The 22,154-nt window shown below is 65.8% G+C and carries 12 protein-coding genes and 1 tRNA gene; 3 read left to right on the forward strand and 10 right to left on the reverse strand.

Annotation, left to right across the window (positions count from 1 at the left end; all coding sequences use genetic code 11):
• Positions 1 to 116 precede the first annotated feature (116 nt).
• A complete protein-coding gene (locus WFM69_RS18280) occupies positions 117 to 1,472 on the reverse strand; it encodes a hypothetical protein (protein WP_337007140.1) in 1,356 nt (451 codons plus the stop codon).
• Between the two features lie 129 nt (positions 1,473 to 1,601).
• Between WFM69_RS18280 and WFM69_RS18285 the strand changes: the two genes are divergently transcribed.
• A complete protein-coding gene (locus WFM69_RS18285) occupies positions 1,602 to 4,229 on the forward strand; it encodes a helix-turn-helix transcriptional regulator (RefSeq protein WP_337007142.1) in 2,628 nt (875 codons plus the stop codon).
• Here the strand turns inward: WFM69_RS18285 and WFM69_RS18290 are convergent.
• The gene (locus WFM69_RS18290) at positions 4,226 to 5,341 is read right to left on the reverse strand and encodes a helix-turn-helix transcriptional regulator (protein ID WP_337007143.1); all 1,116 of its coding nucleotides are present in this window, start codon (positions 5,339 to 5,341) and stop codon (positions 4,226 to 4,228) included. The genes WFM69_RS18285 and WFM69_RS18290 overlap by 4 nt on opposite strands.
• On the reverse strand, positions 5,286 to 6,890 hold the full coding sequence (locus tag WFM69_RS18295) for a hypothetical protein (protein WP_337007144.1): 1,605 nt from the start codon (positions 6,888 to 6,890) through the stop codon (positions 5,286 to 5,288). The genes WFM69_RS18290 and WFM69_RS18295 overlap by 56 nt, the downstream gene beginning before the upstream one ends.
• A gap of 815 nt (positions 6,891 to 7,705) precedes the next feature.
• On the opposite strand from WFM69_RS18295, the gene WFM69_RS18300 reads away from it, so the two are divergent.
• Positions 7,706 to 7,903, forward strand: coding sequence for a hypothetical protein (locus WFM69_RS18300; RefSeq protein ID WP_337007146.1), 198 nt, complete (start codon positions 7,706 to 7,708; stop codon positions 7,901 to 7,903).
• A gap of 776 nt (positions 7,904 to 8,679) precedes the next feature.
• Here WFM69_RS18300 and WFM69_RS18305 read toward each other — a convergent pair.
• Both WFM69_RS18305 and WFM69_RS18310 read right to left on the reverse strand, forming a co-directional pair.
• A tRNA-Tyr gene (locus WFM69_RS18305) sits at positions 8,680 to 8,764 on the reverse strand.
• An 86-nt stretch (positions 8,765 to 8,850) separates the two neighbouring features.
• The gene (locus WFM69_RS18310; protein ID WP_337007149.1) at positions 8,851 to 9,780 is read right to left on the reverse strand and encodes a PfkB family carbohydrate kinase; all 930 of its coding nucleotides are present in this window, start codon (positions 9,778 to 9,780) and stop codon (positions 8,851 to 8,853) included.
• Between the two features lie 85 nt (positions 9,781 to 9,865).
• Between WFM69_RS18310 and WFM69_RS18315 the strand changes: the two genes are divergently transcribed.
• Positions 9,866 to 10,459: a hypothetical protein gene (locus WFM69_RS18315; RefSeq protein ID WP_337007151.1), complete on the forward strand. Its 594-nt coding sequence runs from the start codon at positions 9,866 to 9,868 to the stop codon at positions 10,457 to 10,459.
• 243 nt (positions 10,460 to 10,702) lie between these two features.
• Here WFM69_RS18315 and rpoC read toward each other — a convergent pair whose 3' ends face one another.
• The 5 genes from rpoC to WFM69_RS18340 all read right to left on the reverse strand — a co-directional run bounded on the left by rpoC (position 10,703) and on the right by WFM69_RS18340 (position 22,088).
• On the reverse strand, positions 10,703 to 14,578 hold the full coding sequence (gene rpoC, locus WFM69_RS18320; protein WP_337007153.1) for a DNA-directed RNA polymerase subunit beta': 3,876 nt from the start codon (positions 14,576 to 14,578) through the stop codon (positions 10,703 to 10,705).
• A 78-nt stretch (positions 14,579 to 14,656) separates the two neighbouring features.
• A complete protein-coding gene (gene rpoB / locus WFM69_RS18325) occupies positions 14,657 to 18,160 on the reverse strand; it encodes a DNA-directed RNA polymerase subunit beta (RefSeq protein WP_337007155.1) in 3,504 nt (1,167 codons plus the stop codon).
• Positions 18,161 to 18,380: 220 nt separating this feature from the next.
• Positions 18,381 to 20,087: an ABC transporter ATP-binding protein gene (locus WFM69_RS18330; protein WP_337007157.1), complete on the reverse strand. Its 1,707-nt coding sequence runs from the start codon at positions 20,085 to 20,087 to the stop codon at positions 18,381 to 18,383.
• Complete coding sequence (locus WFM69_RS18335; protein ID WP_337007158.1) at positions 20,084 to 21,049, reverse strand: ABC transporter permease; 966 nt, start codon at positions 21,047 to 21,049, stop codon at positions 20,084 to 20,086. The genes WFM69_RS18330 and WFM69_RS18335 overlap by 4 nt, the downstream gene beginning before the upstream one ends.
• A gap of 34 nt (positions 21,050 to 21,083) precedes the next feature.
• Complete coding sequence (locus WFM69_RS18340; RefSeq protein WP_337007160.1) at positions 21,084 to 22,088, reverse strand: ABC transporter permease; 1,005 nt, start codon at positions 22,086 to 22,088, stop codon at positions 21,084 to 21,086.
• Positions 22,089 to 22,154: the final 66 nt, after the last annotated feature.

Below are 22,154 nucleotides of genomic sequence, written 5' to 3' on the forward strand. Positions count from 1 at the left end.
CGAACCGGAGATCGACGTGGATAAGCCAGAGCCCCGGCTGGCAGAACACGCACGCCCGCCCGCCGAAACAACTCAACGAAAAGCGAAACGCGGCTCAACCGAATCGCGACGGTGGATCAGGGCTGAGTCATCCGGATGCTGGCTCTCGATCCGTTGGCGACCGAGAAACCGTCGAAATGGTTGTCGACGATCGAGACGCGCGAGTCGGCGAGGTTCGTCGCGGAATCGGTCGAATCGGCACCGGCCCAGTGAATAGCGTCCGCGTTGAAGGTCCCGGTCGCGACGAACACGTTGTCGGAGATCTTTCCACCGGTGGTGATGCGTTTGCTTGTCGGCAGCTCGATCGCAGCCCCCACATCGTCGGTGCCGTTGCCCGACATCTCGGTGAACGCGTTGCCGGTGATCTCGAAACTGTCGATGGTGGTGGCGCCCCCCATGGAGATCACCGACGTTCCAGCGCGGTAGTACGCGGCGTCGAACGTGTTGTCCTTGACCTTCAGCGTCCCCACGGTGGCGGCGCGGAGGTCGAGACCGCGAGCACCCTGACTGGACGCGCGGTTGAGGTTCGGAGCGACATTGTCGGAGAACTCGAGCTCTGTGATGAACTGTCCCGCGGCGTCCAGGGGCGACGAGGAGCATCCCACAGTCGAGGATCCGTTACAGGCACCGGATGCGTTCGCGACAAAGGTGTTGCCGGTGACAGTCAGCCCCTTCACAGGGAACGACGCGCTGGTCCCATCGACCACGACCCAGTTGTAGTCCCTTTCAGCTCCCGCGAAGCCGTGCATCGTCGAGTTGGAGAGAGTGATATCTTCGGCGCCCCCTCGGACCACCAAGAGGCGCTCGGGGTAGTAGTACGGGGCGTCGGCATTGATGTCGTCGAGGGTGACGCGCTTGGCCTGCGGCCCGACGTAGAAGGAAGTCTCCCCCGACCAGACATCGTCGATAGCGCGGATGGTGATGTCGGGTCCGTTGAGGTGGAACACGGCTTGTGCGTAATCGGTTGTCGCGGCAGTGTGCACGGTGATCTTGTGCTCCAGATCGATCGTGACCGGAGCGGTGACCTCGAAGACAGCAGCGGTGTCATCCCTCTGGTCGCCCAGGACTGCACCATTCGCCGCGTAGACGTTTGTGTTCCGCATGCGATTCGCCGTCGCAGTCGTGATGTTGATGTTCCCACCAGCAAAATTGGGGTCGACCCCGATCTTCACCTCTCCGGCGGCGGCCGCGAGGGCGTTGGATTCCTCGATGGCCGCGCGCAGAGTGCACGTTCCGGCGGTGGACTGGCAGATCCCATCCGTCTTAGAACCGGCAGCAGCCTCGAGACCCACAGAGTTGACCATCAGCTCGGTTGCCGCCTGAGCCACATTCGCCACGACGATCGGAGTGAGCAGCCCCGCCGCAATAGCGAGCGATACACCCAAAGCGGTGGCCTTCCGGCGGCGTACGCCATCGGTTCTACGAGTTCGCATGTTCTTAGTCCCCCAACTGCGCAGTCGCGCGGCGATGTCCTGGAGCGGCTGACGCATCTATGACAACTCACCGCGGCGAGAGGCAGACGAGTTTCGCGCCTTCTTTAGGTGTCACGCGACGCAGGTTGCGTGCGCGCATCGTCTTCCTGCGTGCGGCGCTCATCGCACGTATCATGCTCACTATCCGGCACCGTTGCCGTGAACGAATGTGGAGGCAACACAATGTTCGTGCGCACAGCCGAGGTCAACCGGATCGTCACGCTCCTGCTCTCTGCCCGGAGCGTGAATCTCGTCGGCGCCCGCTGGTCCGGGCGGAGCGAGCTTCTCGAACGGGTCCGCCGAGAGCTTCTCGCCCAGGACAAGCAGGTCATCGTGATTCGAGGTATCGGACCGGAGATACCGCTGGAGGCCGTGCGCATTGCTCTCCCCGCAGCCTCGCGAAAGAACATCGGGCCGCGAGGTTCAGCGGTCGGGGCGATGATCGACGAGTTGGAGCGAGCGAGCCGACTGGAGCCGACGGTGTTGTTGGTGGACGATGCCGACCTCCTCGACCGTGCGTCATGGGTCGTCGTGGAGTCGCTGCACAAGTCGACCCGGACACCCGTATTCGCCACGGAACTGCGTCGTCATTCGGCGAGCGCTTCGATTCCGTCGCTGATGTCGATCGCGCATCCCGCAGTGCAGATCGCGCTCGACGATGTCGCCTTCGATGTCACGCATGGGTTGTTGGAGAGTCGCATGGAGGGGCCCGTCGATCCCGGACTCGCTGGCAGCGTCCACACCATGTCCGGGGGCGTGCCGGGCCTCTCCCTCGCGATCATCGAGTCTGCTGTCGCCGCGGGACTCGTTCGCCGCAAGGGAAGTGTGTGGCGAGGCGAAGGTGATCTCTGGAACGACGACCTCGTCGGCGTGTTCTCCTCGCTGTTGAGCGCGTATCCCCCGCAGCTGCAGGAGGCTGCAGAAACGCTCTCCATCGCCGGAGTCACGGAGTGGCGGACGGCAGAGACGCTCGTCGGTCAGGAAGCGTTGGAGGCTTTGGAAGGGCACGGCCTTGCCCGCGTGCTCGTCAGCGACGGTCGTGCCTTGATGGCCATCACCCCTGGCGGCATCGTCGATTACTTTCACAACCAGCCGCTGTCCGCCCGACGGATGCGTCTGGTCGAGCGCGCCAGCAAGTCTCTCAGTGAGATCCCCTCCGACGAACGTGTCGAATACGTTCAGCAGCAATGGGGACAACTGTCGTCGGCGTCGCGCAACGTGCCCATGTGGCACTCCGTCGAGACGCCGGTCATCGTGCGGATGTTCGCCGAAGACCTGCAGGTGAAGCGCACGTTGGCCGACCGGCGCTGGAACGAGGAACCATCGATGCGCTCGGCCTCCGACGTGCTCGTTCTCGCGTTGAGCGGCGGAGAGGCCCCGGCGTCCATCGACGATGTGGTGACGCACGACGTGCGCGCCCTACCCGGGGACGCGATCGAAGAGGTCGAACTCCGCTGGTTGCTGAGCAGGATCCGCTTGACGCAGGGGGCGTCAGTGACGGATGCACAGCAGATGCTCGAAGGCGGAGTACGGGAGGGTTTCACCGGCTCGGAGTCGCTCCGGGTCATGTCCCTGGCCGTGGGCTTCGAAACGCTCGATGCGTCCTCTGCGGATATCGAGAGACTTCGAGCATCCGCCCAGGGGAGCAGCCACGCAGCGTCACTCGCTCGAACGGTGCTCGCGGCGCTGCTCACTGTGCGTGGCGCCGGCGCCGAAGCGCTGCAGGTCATAGAAGATGCGCACCTGTCTGAGCGAACGCCCCTCGTGGACAGTCACCTCGCGATCATCAAGGGGTTGGCTCTGTTGGCGGACGGACAGTTCCATGCTGCGGTCACGTGGGCGAGCGCACATCTCGAGAAGGGCATGGCTGAACTCGATCGAGGCGCGCTCGCGGGCCACGCGTTCGTCGCAGCCACGGGAAACGCCGTGCTCGCTCAGTACAACGATGCCACCGACGTCGCGAGCCTCCCGTTTCTCGTCGGGGCGAGATCCGGATCCCTCCTGCTCAGCCCCGATCGGCCGCTCCTGATTCTGCTCTGGACTCTCGCGGCGCTCGACGACAGGCATCCCCGAACGGCATCCCTTCCGTTCAGCGAAGACCTCTGGGCGCAAGCGATGAGCCGCCTGATGGAGGGGCAACGGGAGCGCGCAGGCGATGACTTCGCCGACCTCGCCACAACCGTGCGGGAGAGAGGCTATCTGTTCGCGTGGAGTCTCGCCGATTTTCTCAGCAGGTACAGCTATGTCGGCGCTCGAGACCCGGAGCCTCGCGAGGAGCTGCAACGCACGGACGGCGATCTGTTCGATGCCTTCCTCGCTGCACGTCACTTCTCGGTCGTGGACGACGCTGCGGGCGTCGAACGGGCGGCCGGTCAACTGCTCCGGTTGCACGCTGTCTCGGCCTCAGCCCACTTCTTCGGTCAGGCGGCTCGCCTGTACCGTGAGGCCGGTGCGCGCGACGACGTGGCGCGCCTTCGCAGCAAACTCGACGAGATCGCGAATGAGGCGCGGAAGGTGCCTCTGGCAACCCTCGATACGCCGCTCACTTCCCGCGAAGCGGAGCTCGTCCGGTTGATCGCGGCAGGATTGTCGAATGGCCAGATTGCGACCCGCCTGGTCTTGAGTGTGCGCACCGTGGAGAGCCACATCAACAACATCCGTCGAAAGACGGGCCTCACGGAGCGCAGCGAGTTGGCGCGCCTGTCTTCCTTCGCCTAAGAGCGAATCTGCGTTTGGGAGAGACGCGATATCTCTGCGCGATTCGCTGAGCCCGTCTTCCGCGCGATTCTGTTGATGTGGCTCTCCACGGTGCGGATGCTCAGCATCAAGCGGCTGGCGATCTCGCCGTTGGACAGCCCCTCTGCGATGTACCGAGCAACCTGCGACTCACGGCTGGTGAGCGTCTTCCGGGATTGCGTGTCGCCGTACAACGCTCTCATATCACTCCCTACCCGGAGGCTCGCCCGTGCGATCGCCGCGTTCTCGGAATCGCCGCGATCCCGGAACAAGTGGGAAGCTGTCAGATAGTGCTTCGTCGCCGACTGCGGCGCGTGAATCTCCGTCAGCCGCATTGCTGCGGCGAGGAGCGCTCCCGGGTCCTGCCGGGTGAGTGCCGCGCGTGCGTCGATCTGGGCGAGAGCGAGTGCTCCTCCCACCCGCTGGATTCGCGAGCGACGTGCCTCGGCATCATGATCGTCGTAGTGCACGCACAGGCCGACATAGATCGCATGGTCAGCAGCTGCGATGTCACCGCGATCGTCTGCGCGCGCAGCTATCAGCTCGATCACATCCCGCGCACCCTGCGTGTCTCCTGCGACGAAGAGACTCATGGCCTTGGACCATGCCGGGTCGGAGTATGGAAGCGCGAGAGACGAATTGACATGGCTCGCGGCGACGTGCTCCAACGCGTCGGCTGAGGTCACGCGACCTCCGTGTCGGGCAAGGAGACTCATCATGGTGATGCTCGCGCCATCGACCGGGAGCGGAGTTCCGCGTGTGGACATCCCGGCGCGCAATGGGATGCCCAGGATCTCGTTCGCCTCGTCGTGTCGGCCATGCGCGATCAGTGCCAGACCGGCAACATAGGCATGCCCCGCGAACGACACCCGATCAACCGTTGTAACGGACTTCTGCAACTGATCCGTCGCCCAGGCCGCAGCCTCGTACTGGTGCCCGCTGAGAATGAGGGCGAGCCCTTTGACCACGCTGGCGTAGGCCCTGAAGGGAGCATTCGGTTCTACCGCTTCCGCAAGCAGAGCGAGCGCCTCCTCTGCTTTACCAGTGACGATGAGACGCAGCGCCAGGAGGATCCCGGCGACGCTGCCGTTCACTCCCTCGCGTACACGCGAACGAAGAATCGGCTCGAGGTCGGGCTGATCCTGACCAAACCCCGCTCGCAGAGTACGTTGCAGGCTGTCGATAGCCTCCGCATAGGCGAAGTCGCTCTCCATGCCTTCGGCGAGCGCATCCGCTGCGTCGTCGACGCTGTCCCCCCCGGGCGAGTCGTGCGCACGATCGGAGATAGCGAGTGCTGAGTTCCGTCTCGGCGTCACCGTTCGTGTCGAGCGCATGAAGGATGAGGTCGTCGAGAAGCGTGGCGTCGAAGGTACCGGCGAGTTCGGTCGCCAAAGCATCGCGTGCGGCACTGAGTGAGGGCCTGCGACGCCATTCGCGGTGTGCGATGAGGCGACGGGCCTGGTGGTCTTCTGCGAACATCCGGATCAAGTACGGAACGTCTTGGGTCGCGCGCAGGGGTGCCGTCTCGTCATCTGCCTCGCCGCGACGCCACACAGCGTCGACGTAGGCGGCCTCGAGATCGGCATGGTGATCCGCGAGCACGGAAGACACCTGCTCGATGAGACGACGACGACGAATGCTGGGCTTGCGATGCAAGAAGAACTCCGCGATACCGGGAGGGTTCACGGCGACGCGGCAGGTCTCCCCCGCCGTGATCGTCGCGATCATCCCGTGTGCATCGAGCTGTTCGAGCTGCTCGTCACCGATGAGCGCCGTTGCCGTCTCCAGGTCGGTGACACCGACGATGGAGAGAACCTCGAGTCCCTCTTGCAGCTCCGGTGAGACGTTCGAGAGCAGCGATTCGAACGCGACGTTCGCCTGCTGAACCCAGAGGCGGGAGGACGTCACCCAGGCCCCATCCTCGACGCGAAGGGTTCCGGCAGCAACGGTGGCCTCGACGAGCGCGAGCGCGATGCCGGGGTTCCCCGCCGACTTCGTGTGGATGCGGCTGACCGTTTCGGGAGCGATCTCGCCGTCCAAGCGGCGTTCGAGCAGCCGCCTCGTTTCGTTCAACCCGAGCGACGGCAGCTCTACCCTGACAGCACCGTTCGCCACGCGGATAGCGGACTGTTTCGCACCGACCTGACCTCCCCCCAGCACCGAGGCCGTGACGATCACCGTTCCCAGAGAACGGCACAGCCCCTCCAGCAACGCCCATGAGTGCGCATCGAGATGATCGGCGTCATCGACCAGCAGGACCGCTCGCCGCACGCCGATGTACGTCTCGTACGTGTGCTGGAGCAGCGGCGTATTCAGTCCGCGCTGCAGGAGCGAGGCACGTTCGCTCAAAGGAAGTCCGAGCCGCGCAGCCTCCAGGGGGTTCGCGCCCGCCACGCCCTGCACGGGGATGACTAACCATTCGTGCAGGGAGAGGTCGAGCTGCAATCTCCGCAGCAGCTCGGTGCGACCGGAGAATCTCGGCCCGACGATCTCGACCGCTCGGCCCTCTCCGACTCCTCGAATCGCCGCTTCGAGCTCGTCGACCCGCACGAAATTCGCGGTAGTCCGACCCCCGAATGAGAACAGGGCCGTCGTTGGGTGTGACCTGGTGGCGTGGGGAAGGCGCGAGCGCGAATCCGTCATGGCGAGCTTTCCAAGAGATGAGGAGTGCGCGGCGCGCACGAGTGGGCTGCAACGAAGCTAAGGACAACTCGCACTTGTCGCCGGTGAAGATGCAGAACCTCAGTGAGCGCCACTGCGATCTCGGTGCACCGAACGCCGCCTTGCGTGCGCGGCTCAGTGGATGCGTCGCCCACGCTTCTCGGCAGCACTGGAGCAGAACAGCGAGTCCGAGAGGCGTTCTCGCACACCCGCAGGGTCGGGGGGCGACGAAGACGGGGTGGAATGCCCGATCGCAGCGGGGGTCACACCGATCTCACCCGCTTCCGCACTGACGAAAGGCGCCGCGCGCACTTAACGATCTCGTTCACGGCGCCGAGACGGCATCTCCGAACGTAGCGTGGCTTCTGACGTTCGAGAGGACGACGGACCTCGAGTCTGCAACTGGCATTGCAGCGTCCGCCATCCAGTGCGACCCACCGTGGTTAGTTTCCCCAGCTTCCCCACACTACGGTGCGTATGGCGATCCCGCCCCGGGCACACCGCGCGTTCGTCACGAGCCCCGGCCATCCCATGGTCGGGGCTCAATTCTTGGGCCGCGACGCGCACGGCCGTCTCAGAGGCCACCGAGGTCGTACAGCGTCGCACGGAGAACCAGTGCTGACGCTCGGACTAGTCCTCGTCTCGGCCCGATGCGCGCTATCACGGACGTACAGTCCCCGTAAGAGATCACCTCCTGACGAAGAAGGGCCAGCACTGTGACACTCGAAGATTGGGGTCTCACCGACCTCGACGTGGCCATCCTTTCGGCGCCGGAACGCGCAGACTACGAAGGAGCCATGTCCGAGCACGACGAAGCTCTTACTCGGCTCGGAGTCCGACACCTCCGTGTCGAACGCCCCGCCACGCCGATGACCCCCCATGCGATCCGCCGCGAAGCCGCCATGCTCCGCAGGTTCGCAACGCAGCAGCGGTTCTCGCTGCTCTCGGAACCGCTTTTCGCGCCGATCGAGAATCGCCTCGGCGAGGCCACCTGAGCACGGACGTCCCAACGTCTGCTGGACATGCAGAGGCGCCCGCGAAAGTCAGCTGACGTTCACAGGGGTCTACCAGTGGGTGCCGCCTAAAGGGGAAACGGCACCTGCGACGATGATCGGCTCCCCAGCCGACGTCACCGTGCACGACGCCAGCCATGTCCGTGTCCTCGGATGAGTGATCGCGTCGTCCGCCCGCGGGGGATCCTGCGTGCCGAGAACCATGATTGCCGTACACGGTGACACGTCTTACCTAGCTCGCCCCAGAAACGCATCGCCGGGAGACGGGGTCGGGGAGAAATCGAGACCCACCAGATCACTGCAGAGCAACTGAGAAAGCGAAACGCCCCGGCGTTGAGAACGCATTCGCGCTGCTTCACCCGATCTCCCGGACCCTAGGCCTTGCGATGTACCGACCGGATCCGGAGGAGGTCCGAGGGCTGGCCGACGCTGTCTTGGACGGAATTCGATCTCCTCGACGAGCCTGATTCGACGATGGCGGGGATCTTCAACACGCACACAGCGATCCACGCTCATCGATACATCTTCGTGCACCCTGACGATCTGCATCTCGTGCCGAACAACGTCGTTCACCTCTCCGCACGCGGCGGCCGTATCACAGGCGAGCAGCTGCCGCCCCATCTCCTCTCGGACGCGTAGTCGTGTCACGGAGCCTGCGCCGATGGTGAGGACGACGAAGGGCCTCCGGGAATCCGGTGGCCCTTCGTATGCGATGTTTAGATCCGAGAACATGTGAGCTCTAGATCCGAGACAACTCGTGGTGGCGAGTGAGGGATTCGAACCCCCGAATGCAGAGCAGTCTGATTTACAGTCAGATCCCTTTGGCCGCTTGGGTAACTCGCCAGAGCGCACCCGTCCGACTTCGACAGCCAACCGGGGGCACGAGAGACAAGCATACCTGCCCGAGGCAGGTGCAAGAAATCGAAACGTCAGCTGCCGTTCACGCCGCGCCCGAGGTCGGCCAGCGACTCGGGAGTCCGCAGCAGTCCGCCCTCGGCACGACACGTCGCCGCAGCCACATCCATCGCCCGGACCAGCAGCGCCCGCCACTCCTCCAAGCCCGTCGGCGACGCCGCGACGAGGCCGGCGGCAACCGCGGCGAGCGTCGCATCTCCGGCACCGACCGTGTCGATCACGGCACCGGGAAGCTGCGCGATCGGAGCATCGATCACTCCCGCATCCGCATCGATCAGGGCCCCCTCCGCACCGGCGGTCGCCAGCACCGCCGCGGCGCCGAGATCGCGAAGCCGTCGGCGCAGGGCGTCGAGGTCTCCGCCGTACAGGATCGCCGCATCGTCCGCGCCGACCTTGACGATGGATGCCGTCGCCGCGACGCGCTCGAAGCCGCGGACGAACTCCTCCCGATCGCTCAGCATCCCTGTGCGCGGGTTGGGGTCGACGGCCACCCGCGCGTCCGCCAGCGCGTCGACCAGGGCATCCACCTCGGACGGCACGTCGAACGGGAAACAGCTGATCGCGACGAGACCGGCATCGGCGATCGCCTCGCGCGCTTCGTCGGAGTAGTGGATGCTGCGCCTCTGTGCCGCCTCATTGAACACGTACTGCGGTTCGCCGTTCGCTGCCCGCTCGACGATCGCCCGTGACGATCCGCGCGGCGCCGGGCTCGCGATCAATCGCACGCCATGATCGGACAGATACTCGCGGATGTGCGCTCCGGCCTCATCGTCGCCGACCATGGCGATCAGCGTCGTGACCACCCCGAGGCGGCGCAACCCGACAGCGACGTTCAACGCCGCGCCGCCGACCAGCTCGCGCACTCCGGATCCGTCACGGATCTCGTCGATCAGGGCGTCACCGATCACGACCACGGAACCGGCGGAAGAAGTCTGGTTGCTCACCCGCCGAGACTATCGCGCTGCGTGTCGCCGCACCCGTCCCGCGATCCTCTCCCACCCCGGCGGCTCCGGACGATACGGTGTGGCCATGAGAGACCGACTCACCAGCACCGCCGCGGTTCTCGTCCTCCTCGCCGCACTCACGGCGTGCGCGCCCCAGGGAGGTGCCGCCGGCGAATCGTCATCGCCGAAGCCCACCGGCAGCGCGTCCGCGGAACCCGACAACACTGCGAGCCCCTCCCCCAGCCCGACCTCGACCAACGCGCCGGTCGCTCTCCCGACCGACTGCCGTGCGATCCTCTCTGACGCGGTGCTGGCGCAGCTCGAGGGCGTCCCGCTCAACGATGCGGCCTTCGGTCCCTCTGGCGTCGCCGACGACGGCACCCTCACGTGTATCTGGGCTGACCCGGGCGCCGACACGACGGGACTGACCACCACGATCTCGCGCATGAACCGCGGGCCGGCGCTCGACATGCTCAACGAACTGGCCGACAACGAAGGGTTCAGCTGCTTCACGCCCGACGGCGGCACCCGCTGCGAGAAGACCTGGCCCAACGCGCAGTATCCGGTCACGGACGGCCGCACCCTGTTCTGGCGCGATGACGTCTTGATCGACACCCGCTACTCGAACCTCGCCCCGACCGGCTACACGTCCGCGATCGTGGCGCATCTCTTCGGCTGACTCACCCGCTCGCTCCGGCGGAGTTCTCCGCGATGGGCGGTGACACCTGACACGCATCACCGCCCCACGCCGAGATCTCTCCCGACGCCGAGACACAGGTCCACGAGCACACGAAGAAGGCCCCAGGCGAATAATCGCCTGGGGCCTTCTCAGTCAGTCACACCTCAGTTGTGTCGCGACTTCGTCGCTCGACAACCTCGATCGGCTCGGCCGGACGAGCAAGCTCGCCGGCTCTCGCCTCAATCAGTTGTAAGTACCGGGGGTGATGTCGTCCGTCGAGAACGCGTCGAAGTCGACGTAGCCGAAGTCGCCGTCCGCGTACGCGCCGTCGGATGCGAAGATCCGGTTCGGGTAGCGCTCGCTCTTGGCTTCCTCGGTGGCCTCGACCGTGACGTCGCGGTACTTCGAGAGACCGGTTCCGGCGGGGATGAGCTTACCGATGATGACGTTCTCCTTGAGACCGACCAGCGGGTCACGCTTGCCCTGCATCGCAGCCTCGGTGAGCACTCGGGTCGTCTCCTGGAAGGAGGCGGCCGACAGCCACGACTCGGTCGCGAGCGACGCCTTCGTGATACCCATCAGCTCCGGACGGCCCGACGCGGGACGCTTGCCCTCTGCCACGGCCTCGCGGTTGATCGACTGGTAGCGCTTGAGGTCGACCATCTCACCCGGCAGCAGGGTCGTGTCGGCGTGGTCGACGACGGTGACCTTGCGGAGCATCTGACGGACGATGACCTCGATGTGCTTGTCGTGGATCGGCACACCCTGCGAGCGGTACACGCCCTGGACGCCGCCGACGAGGTAACGCTGCACCTCGCGAGCACCCATGACACGCATGATCTCCTTCGGGTCGAGCGTACCCACCAGGATCGGCTGACCGACCTTGACGTGCTGCCCGTCCTCGACGAGAAGCGTCGCACGCTTCAGAACCGGGTAGATGACCGGCTCGTCGCCGCTGTCGGGCGTGAGGATGACCTTCTTGCCCTTGTCGGTCTCGTCGATCGCGATGCGGCCATCGGCCTCGGCGATCGGCGACGCGCCCTTGGGGGTACGCGCCTCGAAGAGCTCCTGCACACGGGGAAGACCCTGCGTGATGTCATCCGCCGACGCCGAACCACCGGTGTGGAAGGTACGCATCGTCAGCTGGGTACCGGGCTCACCGATCGACTGGGCCGCGATGATGCCGACGGCCTCGCCGATGTCGACGGTCTTTCCTGTCGCGAGCGAACGGCCGTAGCACTGCGCGCAGACACCGACGGCGGAGTCGCAGGTCAGGACCGAGCGCACCTTGATCGTCTCGACGCCGGCAGCGACCAGCTTGTCGATCAGCACGTCACCCACGTCGTCACCGGCAGCAGCGAGCACCTCGCCCTTGCTGTCGACCACGTCGGAGGCCAGCGTACGAGCGAACACCGAGTTCTCGACGTTCGCGTCGCGCACCAGCTCACCCTGCGAGTTCGGCGCAGCGATCGGGAGCTCGAGGCCCTTCGACGTGCCGCAGTCCTCTTCGCGGATGATGACGTCCTGCGAGACGTCCACCAGACGACGGGTCAGGTAACCCGAGTCGGCGGTACGCAGAGCGGTGTCGGCCAGACCCTTACGGGTACCGTGCGTCGCGATGAAGTACTCCGCCACCGACAGACCCTCGCGGTACGAGGAGATGATCGGACGCGGGATGATCTCACCCTTGGGGTTGTTCACCAGACCACGCATACCCGCGATGTTGCGGATCTGCAGCCAGTTACCACGAGCACCCGAGGACACCATGCGGTTGATGGTGTTGTCCTCCGGGAAGTGCGCCTTCATCGCGGCCTGCACCTCGTCGGTCGCCTCGGTCCAGATCTTGATGAGCTCCTGGCGACGCTCGGAGTCGGTCGTCAGACCCTTCTCGTACTGCGACTGGACCTTCGCGGCCTGCTTCTCGTAGCCCGCGACGATCTCCGCCTTGTTCGGCGGGGTCAGGATGTCGCTCAGGGCGACGGTCACACCGGAGCGCGTGGCCCAGTAGAAACCGGCGTCCTTGATGCGGTCCAGCGACGCCGCCGTCTCGACCTTGGGGTACTCCTCGGCCAGCTTGTTGACGATCTGCGACAGCTTGTTCTTGTCTGCCTGCTCGCGGACGAACGGGTAGCCCTTGGGGAGCGTGTCGTTGAAGATCGCCTGACCCAGCGAAGCGTCGACGAGACCGTGACGCTCGTAGCCCTCGGGAGCCTCGCCCTCGAGGAAGGTCAGGCCCGGGATGCGGATGCGGATCTTGGCCTGCAGGTCGAGGGTGCCCTCGTCCTTGGCCAGGATCGCCTCGCCCACCGAACCGAACGCACGGCCCTCACCGGCTGCGCCCTCCTTGACCGTGGTCAGGTGGTGCAGACCGATGATCATGTCCTGCGAAGGCAGGGTGACCGGACGGCCGTCAGACGGCTTCAGGATGTTGTTCGACGCGAGCATCAGCACGCGGGCCTCGGCCTGAGCCTCGACAGACAGCGGCAGGTGCACGGCCATCTGGTCACCGTCGAAGTCGGCGTTGAACGCCGCGCAGACGAGCGGGTGCAGCTGGATGGCCTTGCCCTCGACGAGCTGCGGCTCGAACGCCTGGATGCCGAGACGGTGCAGGGTGGGTGCACGGTTGAGCAGCACCGGACGCTCGCGGATGATCTCCTCGAGCACGTCCCAGACCTCGGGACGGGTGCGCTCGACGGCGCGCTTGGCGGCCTTGATGTTCTGCGAGTGACCGAGGTCGATCAGGCGCTTGATCACGAACGGCTTGAAGAGCTCCAGAGCCATCTGCTTGGGCAGACCGCACTGGTGCAGCTTGAGCTGCGGTCCGACGATGATGACCGAACGACCCGAGTAGTCGACACGCTTTCCGAGCAGGTTCTGACGGAAACGACCCTGCTTACCCTTCAGCATGTCGCTGAGGGACTTGAGGGCACGGTTGCCGGTACCGGTGACCGGGCGACCGCGGCGGCCGTTGTCGAACAGGGCGTCGACGGCCTCCTGCAGCATGCGCTTCTCGTTGTTGACGATGATCTCGGGGGCGCCGAGGTCGATCAGACGACGAAGACGGTTGTTGCGGTTGATCACGCGGCGGTAGAGGTCGTTCAGGTCGCTGGTGGCGAAGCGGCCACCATCGAGCTGAACCATCGGACGCAGCTCCGGCGGGATCACCGGCACGACGTCGAGGACCATCGCGGCCGGGCTCATGCCGGTCTCGAGGAACGAGCTGACGACCTTGAGGCGCTTGATCGCCCGGATCTTGCGCTGGCCCTTGCCCTCGGAGATCTGCAGACGCAGGTTCTCCGCCTCGGCCTCGAGATCGAACGCCGCGAGGCGACGCTGGATCGACTCGGCACCCATGTAGGCCTCGAAGTACTGACCGAAGCGGTCCTGCAGCTCGTGGAAGACGTCGTCCTCCGGGCGGAGCGCTCCGACCTCGAGCGTGCGGAAGTCCTCCCACACGCGCTCGAGCTTCATGATCGCCTCGTCGGCACCCTTGCGGATGAGCGACATCTCCTTCTCGGCGGCGTCCTTGACCTTCTTCTTGGCGTCGGCCTTGGCACCCTCGGCCTCGAGAGCGGCGAGCTCCTCCTCCAGCTTGGCCAGGCGCTCCGCGATCTTGGAGTCGCGGCGGTCGCCGAGCGTCTTCAGCTCGAGACGGATGTTGTTCTCCTGCGTGCCCAGGTCGCGGTGACGAGCATCCTCGTCGACCGAGATGACCATGTAGGCGGCGAAGTAGATGACCTTCTCGAGGTCCTTCGGCGCCATGTCGAGCAGGTAGCCCAGACGCGAGGGCACGCCCTTGAAGTACCAGATGTGGGTGACGGGAGCGGCGAGCTCGATGTGACCCATGCGCTCACGACGGACGGAGCTCTTGGTGACCTCCACGCCGCAGCGCTCGCAGACGATGCCCTTGAAGCGGACGCGCTTGTACTTGCCGCACGCGCACTCCCAGTCACGGGACGGTCCGAAGATCTGCTCTCCGAAGAGGCCGTCCTTCTCGGGCTTCAGGGTGCGGTAGTTGATGGTTTCGGGCTTCTTGACCTCACCGTACGACCAGGCGCGGATGTTGTCCGCGGTGGCCAGACCGATGCGAAGCTCGTCGAAAGTTGTGGACTCGAGCACTAGTTCTCCTGTGTCGGAAATTCTGTTGAGAAGTCTGCTTCGGTGAGCCGGGGACAGGTGCCCCCGGCTCACGAAGGCTTAGATCTCGTCGATCGAGGCGGCCTCGAAGCGGCTGGAGATGTTGATACCGAGTTCCTCTGCGGCGCGGAACGCCTCATCGTCGGTGTCGCGGAGGTTGACCAGCGTGCCGTCGGCCGAGAGGACCTCGACGTTCAGGCAGAGCGACTGCATCTCCTTCATGAGCACCTTGAAGGACTCGGGGATGCCGGGCTCCTGGATGTTCTCGCCCTTTACGATCGCCTCGTACACCTTGACGCGGCCGAGGATGTCGTCGGACTTGATCGTGAGGAGCTCCTGGAGCGCGTACGCGGCGCCGTAGGCCTCGAGGGCCCACACCTCCATCTCACCGAAGCGCTGTCCACCGAACTGCGCCTTACCACCGAGCGGCTGCTGGGTGATCATCGAGTACGGACCCGTGGAACGTGCGTGGATCTTGTCGTCGACCAGGTGGTGCAGCTTCAGGATGTACATGTAGCCGACCGAGATCGGAGCCGGGAACGGCTCACCGGAGCGGCCGTCGAACAGCTGCGTCTTGCCGCTCGAGTCGATCAGGCGCACGCCGTCGCGGGTCGGGGTGGTCGAGTCGAGGAGACCGGAGATCTCCTCCTCGCTCGCACCGTCGAACACCGGGGTCGCGACCTTCGTGCCGGGAGCCGCTTCGAAGGCCTGCTCCGGCAGACGAGCTGCCCACTCCGGGGTGCCCTCGACCTTCCAGCCCTGCTTGGCGATCCAGCCGAGGTGCGTCTCGAGAACCTGGCCGAAGTTCATTCGACCCGGGATGCCGAGCGGGTTCAGCACGATGTCGACCGGGGTGCCGTCCGACAGGAAGGGCATGTCCTCGATCGGGAGGATCTTCGCGATGACACCCTTGTTGCCGTGGCGGCCGGCGAGCTTGTCGCCCTCGGTGATCTTGCGCTTCTGGGCGATGTAGACCACGACGCGGCGGTTCACGCCGGAGCCGAGCTCGTCGTCGCCGTCCTCGGCGTTGAACTCCTTGACGGCGATGATCGTGCCCTGCTCACCGTGGGGCACCTTCAGCGAGGTGTCACGGACTTCGCGGCTCTTCTCGTTGAAGATCGCGCGGAGCAGACGCTCCTCGGCCGACAGCTCGGTCTCACCCTTCGGCGTGACCTTGCCGACGAGGATGTCGCCGGGGCGGACCTCGGCGCCGATGCGGATGATGCCGCGCTCGTCGAGGTCCTTCAGCAGCTCCGGGCTGACGTTGGGGAGGTCACGGGTGATCTCCTCCTTGCCAAGCTTGGTGTCGCGAGCATCGACCTCGTACTCCTCGATGTGGATCGAGGAGAGGGTGTCGTCCTTCACCAGGTCCTGGCTCAGGATGATCGCGTCCTCGAAGTTGTAGCCCTCCCACGTCATGAACGCGACGAGGAGGTTCTTTCCGAGGGCCAGCTCGCCGTTCTCGGTGGCGGGGCCATCGGCGATGACCTCTCCGACCTCGACGCGCTCGCCGGCGGAGACGACGACCTTCTGGTTGTAGGACGTGCCCTGGTTGGAGCGGTCGAACTTGCGGAGGTGGTACTCCTGCGTGCCGCCCTCGTCGAGCATGACGATGACGCGGTCCGCGGAGACCTCCGAGACGACACCGGCCTTCTCGGCGGTGATCACGTCACCGGCGTCGATGGCCGTGTAGCCCTCCATACCGGTTCCGACGAGCGGCGAGTCGCTGCGCAGCAGCGGCACAGCCTGACGCTGCATGTTGGCACCCATGAGGGCGCGCTGCGCGTCGTCGTGCTCGAGGAACGGCACCAGCGAGGTCGCGACCGACACCATCTGGCGCGGCGAGACGTCGATGTAGCCGATGTCCTCCGGCAGGAACATGTCGACCTCGCCGCTGCCGCCCTTCGGACGGGCCAGGACGTGGCTCTCGAGGAAGCGACCCTTGGCATCGAGCGGGGCGTTGGCCTGCGCGATGTTGAAGTCAACCTCTTCGGACGCCGTGAGGTAGTCGATGTGCTCGGTGACGACACCGTCGGTGACCTTGCGGTACGGGGTCTCGATGAATCCGAACGAGTTGATGCGCGCGAAGGTCGCGAGCGCACCGATCAGACCGATGTTCGGGCCTTCCGGCGTCTCGATCGGGCACATGCGGCCGTAGTGGGAGGGGTGGACGTCACGGACCTCGACACCGGCGCGGTCACGCGAGAGACCACCGGGGCCGAGCGCGGAGAGACGACGCTTGTTCGTCAGACCCGCGAGCGGGTTGTTCTGGTCCATGAACTGCGACAGCTGCGACGTTCCGAAGAACTCCTTGATCGCGGCGACGACGGGGCGCACGTTGATCAGGGTCTGCGGCGTGATCGCCTCGATGTCCTGCGTGGTCATGCGCTCGCGGACGACGCGCTCCATGCGGGACAGACCGGTGCGGACCTGGTTCTGGATCAGCTCGCCGACCGCGCGGATGCGACGGTTGCCGAAGTTGTCGATGTCATCGGTCGCGAGACGGATCTCGGCCTTCTTGCCACCGCGGATGCCCGAGAAGGTCTCCTCGGTGCCCGCGTGCAGGCGGACGAGGTACTTGATCGTGGCCACGATGTCCTCGACGGTGAGCACCGAGGAGGTCAGCGGCTGGTCGAGGCCCAGCTTGTGGTTGATCTTGTAACGACCGACCTTGGCCAGGTCGTAGCGCTTCGGGTTGAAGTAGAAGTTGTCCAGGAGCGCGCGGGCGGCCTCGGCGGCGACCTGCTCGCCCGGACGGAGCTTGCGGTAGATGTCGCGGAGGGCGTCTTCCTTCGTGACGATCGTGTCCTTCGCGAGCGTCTCCTCGATCGAGGTGTAGCCGGCGAACTCGGCGAGGATCTCCTCGCTGGTCATGCCCAGCGCCTTGAGGAAGACCGTGACCGACTGCTTGCGCTTGCGGTCGACGCGCACGCCCACCTGGTCGCGCTTGTCGATCTCGAACTCGAGCCATGCACCACGGCTCGGGATGACGCGCGCGGACACGATGTCCTTGTCACTCGTCTTGTCGGGGGTCTTGTCGAAGTAGACACCCGGCGAGCGCACGAGCTGCGAGACGACGACGCGCTCGGAGCCGTTGATGATGAACGTTCCCTTGTCGGTCTGCAGCGGGAAGTCGCCCATGAAGACCGTCTGGGTCTTGATCTCACCCGTGAGGTGGTTCATGAACTCGGCCTCGACGTACAGCGGAGCGGCGTAGGTCTTGCCACGCTCCTTGCACTCCTCGATCGAGTACTTCTCCGGCTCGAGGTAGGGGTTCGTGAACGACAGCTGCATCGTCTCGCCGAGGTCCTCGATCGGGGAGATCTCCTCGAAGATCTCGCCCAGACCGCTGTTCTCGTTGACGTCGGTGCGACCCTGCTTCTTGGCCTCGGCCACGCGCGCCTTCCAGGCGTCGTTGCCGACCAGCCAACCGAAGGACTCGGTCTGCAGGGCGAGAAGGTCAGGGACCGTCAGCGTGTCGGAGATCTTGGCGAACGAAAGACGGGAAGCTCCGCGTCCGTTCTTGGTGGTGGTGGATGTGGATGCGTTGCGAGCAGCAGCCAAGGGAATAACCTCCGTGAGCCCCGCAGGGCTTCTCGATTCCTTTGTCGTCAGGTGGAGTGTGCACTCAGAAGCTCAACGAAATGCCGACCACCATATGAGGGCATGGAGAAGCGAGCGCAACTACTCACTATACGCACGATTCGGCGACATGGCAAGCGCAATCCTTGACCAATCTCGGATGCTGCGGTATTGGCACCCGAGATCGGTCGAGGACGCCAGGTCAGGATGCGATGCCGAGTTCGTTGCCGGGGATCGAGGCCAACAGGCGGCGCGTGTACGGGTCGCGCGGATTCGTGAAGATCTCCTCCGACGTCGCCGCCTCGACGAGCTTCCCGTCCTTCATCACGCACACATAGTCGCTGATGAGCCGCACCACCGCCAGGTCGTGCGAGATGAACAGGTAGCTCAGGCCGTACTCGCGCTGCAGGTCGCCGAGCAGCGCGAGGATCTGATCCTGCACCAGCACGTCCAGCGCCGACACCGGCTCGTCGCACACGATCAGATCCGGCGACAGCGCCAGCGCACGGGCGATCGCCACACGCTGCCGCTGACCACCCGACAGCTCGGAGGGATACCGCCGCAGCATCGACTGCGGCAGCGCCACATCGTCGAGCAGCTGCCGCACGCGCGTGCGTCGGTCGGCACCGCTGCCCCGCTTGTAGAACTCCAGCGGCTCCGCGATCAGGCGCTCGATCGTGAACATCGGGTTCAGGCTCGAATACGGATCCTGGAAGATCGGCTGCACCTGCTGCCGGAAGTTCCGTGTCTCCGCCTTGCTCAGTGCCGCGATGTCCTTGCCCTCGTAGCGGATGAGTCCGCTCGTGGGCTCGATCACCTTCAGCAGCATCCGGGCGGTCGTGGTCTTGCCCGACCCCGACTCCCCCACGATCGCGACGGTCTCCCCGCGCGGGATCACGAGCGACACGTCGTCGACGGCGACGAAGTCCTCCCCGCGACCGCGCACCGGATACACCTTGGTGAGGTTCTCGATCTCGACGATGTTGTCGGCGGCGGCGGCCTCGGCAGCCTCCTCGGTCACGGCGGTGCGCTCCTGCGTGCGGAACGCCTCCGGCCGCAGCCGCGCGGCGGCGACCGAGGGCGCCGCCTTCACGAGCGACTGGGTGTACGGATGCTGCGGATCCTCCAGGATCTGACGCGCGTCGCCCTGCTCGACCACCTTGCCGCGATGCATCACCACGACCCGCTCGGCCCGCTCCGCGGCGAGGCCGAGGTCGTGCGTGATGAGCAGCACGGCCGTGCCCAGCTCGCGGGTCATCGCCCCGATCTGGTCGAGGATCGTCTGCTGCACCGTGACGTCGAGGGCGCTCGTGGGCTCATCGGCGATCAGCAGCCGCGGCTTGCACGCCAGCCCGATCGCGATGAGCGCGCGCTGACGCATCCCGCCCGAGAACTCATGCGGATACTGCTTCGCACGTCGCTCCGGATCCGGCAGGCCCGCGGCGGTGAGCGCTTCCACCACCTTCGCCTGCACGTTCTGCCGGGTGGCGAGACCGTGCGCGAGCAGCGTCTCGGCGACCTGGGTGCCGATCTTCGCGACCGGGTTCAGGTTCGACATCGGGTCCTGCGGCACGAGGCCGATGTCGCGTCCGCGGATCATCCGCAGCTCGTGCTCCGGCGCGTGGGCGATCTCTTTCCCATCGAGCCGGATGCTGCCCGCGGCGACCTTGCCGCCCCCGGCCAGCAGGCCGATGATGGCCATCGCTGTAGTGGACTTGCCCGAGCCGGACTCCCCCACGATCGCGACGGTCTCGCCGGGACGGATCTCGAGGTCCACCCCCTCGACGGCATGCACGACACCGTCCATGGTCGCGAAGTCCACGGCCAACCCCTCGACGGACAGCAGCGGCTCGATCGACATCCGGTTCTCCTTCGCGGCGCGCATCGCGCCCTCCTCACGGGCGTTCATCGCGCCCTCGTCCGGGGATCCATCGCCTCGCGCAGCGCCTCGCCCAGCAGGGTGAAGCCGAGCGCCGTCACGGCGATGCAGATGCCGGGCAGGAACGCGAGCCACGGCGCGATGGCCAGCTCGGCCTGCGCGTAGGTGAGCATGCGACCCCACTCGGCAGTGGCCGGGCCTCCGCCGCCGAGTCCGAGGAACGACAGCGCCGCCGCATCGATCACCGCGGTCGCGAGCGTCAGGGTCCCCTGCACGATCACCGGCCCGATGGCGTTGGGCAGCACGTGCGACATCGTGATCCTGCCGCGTCCGAGACCCAGCGTCTGGGCCGACAGCACGTAGTCGCTGGAGCGCTGCTGCAGCATCGACGCCCGCAGCAGGCGCGCGAAGATCGGCACCTGCGAGGCCCCGATCGCGATCATCACCGCGAACGGCGTCTGACCGAGGATCGCGGCGATCGACACGGCCAGCAGCAGGTTCGGCACCGACAGGATGATGTCGACCACACGCATGATGACCGTGTCGACCCAGCCGCCGAACGTGCCGGCCAGTAATCCGAGGATCATGCCGCCCACCAGGCCCATCGCCGTCGAGATGACACCGATCAGGAGCGATGCCTGCGCACCCCAGATGAGCTTGGACAGCACGTCACCGCCGAAGCGGTCGAGTCCCAGCGGGAACTCGGGCAGCTCGCCGGGACCGGGGATATGGGTCGGAGTGATGTACTTCGCGCCGGGCAGCGCGGTCTCCGGGTAGGGCGCGAGCAGCGGTGCCAGCGCGGCGACCAGCAGGAACAGCAGCACGATGACCGCGCCGATCCAGGCCGTCGGGTTGTGGCGGAGCCGGCGGAACACGTCCCGCCAGAACCCGCCGGAGCTCTGCTTCAGGTCGGCCTGCGCGATCGCGACCGTGTCGATGCTGCCGCCGCTCTCCGCCGATGGGCCCTGTGCGGGCGGGAGTGCGATGCTCATGCGACCGCCTCCTTTCGGACGATGACGAGGGACATCACTGCACCCTCACTCTCGGGTCGATGACGCTGTAGGAGACATCGACCGCCAGGTTGATCAGCGCGTACGCGATCGCGATGAAGATGATGAATCCCTGGAGGACCGGGAAGTCCCTGGTGAAGATGGCTCTCGCCAGGAACGAGCCGATGCCGGGGAACGCGAACACCGTCTCGGTGAGCACCGCCCCCGAGATCAGCAGCCCGGTCTGCAGACCGATCGTCGTGATCACCGGGAGCATCGCGTTGCGCAGGATAAACCGGCTGCGGAGCGTCGACGATCCGACGCCCTTCGCCCGCCCGGTGCGCACGTAGTCCGCGTTCTGCACCTCCAGGACGCTGGCCCTGGTGATGCGGACGATGATGGCCAGCGGGATCGTGCCGAGCGCGAGCGCCGGCAGGATCAGATGCAGGATCGCGTCCCATGCCGCGTCGAACTCGCCCGTGATGATGCCGTCCCACACGTAGAAGCCGGTGGGATGGGTGGCATCTATTCGCGGGTTCTGCCGGCCATCCGACGGCAGCCAGCCCAGCTGCACGGCGAAGACGTACTTCAGGATGAACGCCAGGAAGAACACTGGGATCGTGATGCCGATGAGGCTCAGTACGACCGAGGCGTGGTCGGTGAACTTGCCGTGGCGGCGCGCGGCCCAGTAGCCGAGCGGGATGCCGACGCCGACCGCGAAGATGAGCGCCATCACGCTCAGCTCCAGGGTCGCCGGGAAGCGACGGAGGAACTCCTCCGTCACGGGTCGGTTGGTCTGGATCGAGGTGCCGAAGTCGCCTTGGAGCAGCCGTGTGACCCAGATGAAGTACTGCTCGATGAGCGGCTTGTTGAAGCCGTAGAGCTCATTGACTCTCGCGATGGCCTCTGGTGTGGCCTTCTCGCCGAGCAGGGCGACCGCCGGGCCGCCGGGGAGGGCCCTGACCCAGGCGAACAGCAGGATGCTGAGCCCGAACAGGGTGGGGATGAGGAACAGCAGTCGCCTGCCGATGGTGCGCAGCACGAAGATCTCCGTCGATCAGAAGGTACGCCGTGCCCCGGTCCCGCGCGCAGAGCACGGAACCGGGGC

The organism is Microbacterium sp. LB12 (genome assembly GCF_037150835.1).
In the GTDB taxonomy this organism is placed as follows: domain Bacteria; phylum Actinomycetota; class Actinomycetes; order Actinomycetales; family Microbacteriaceae; genus Microbacterium.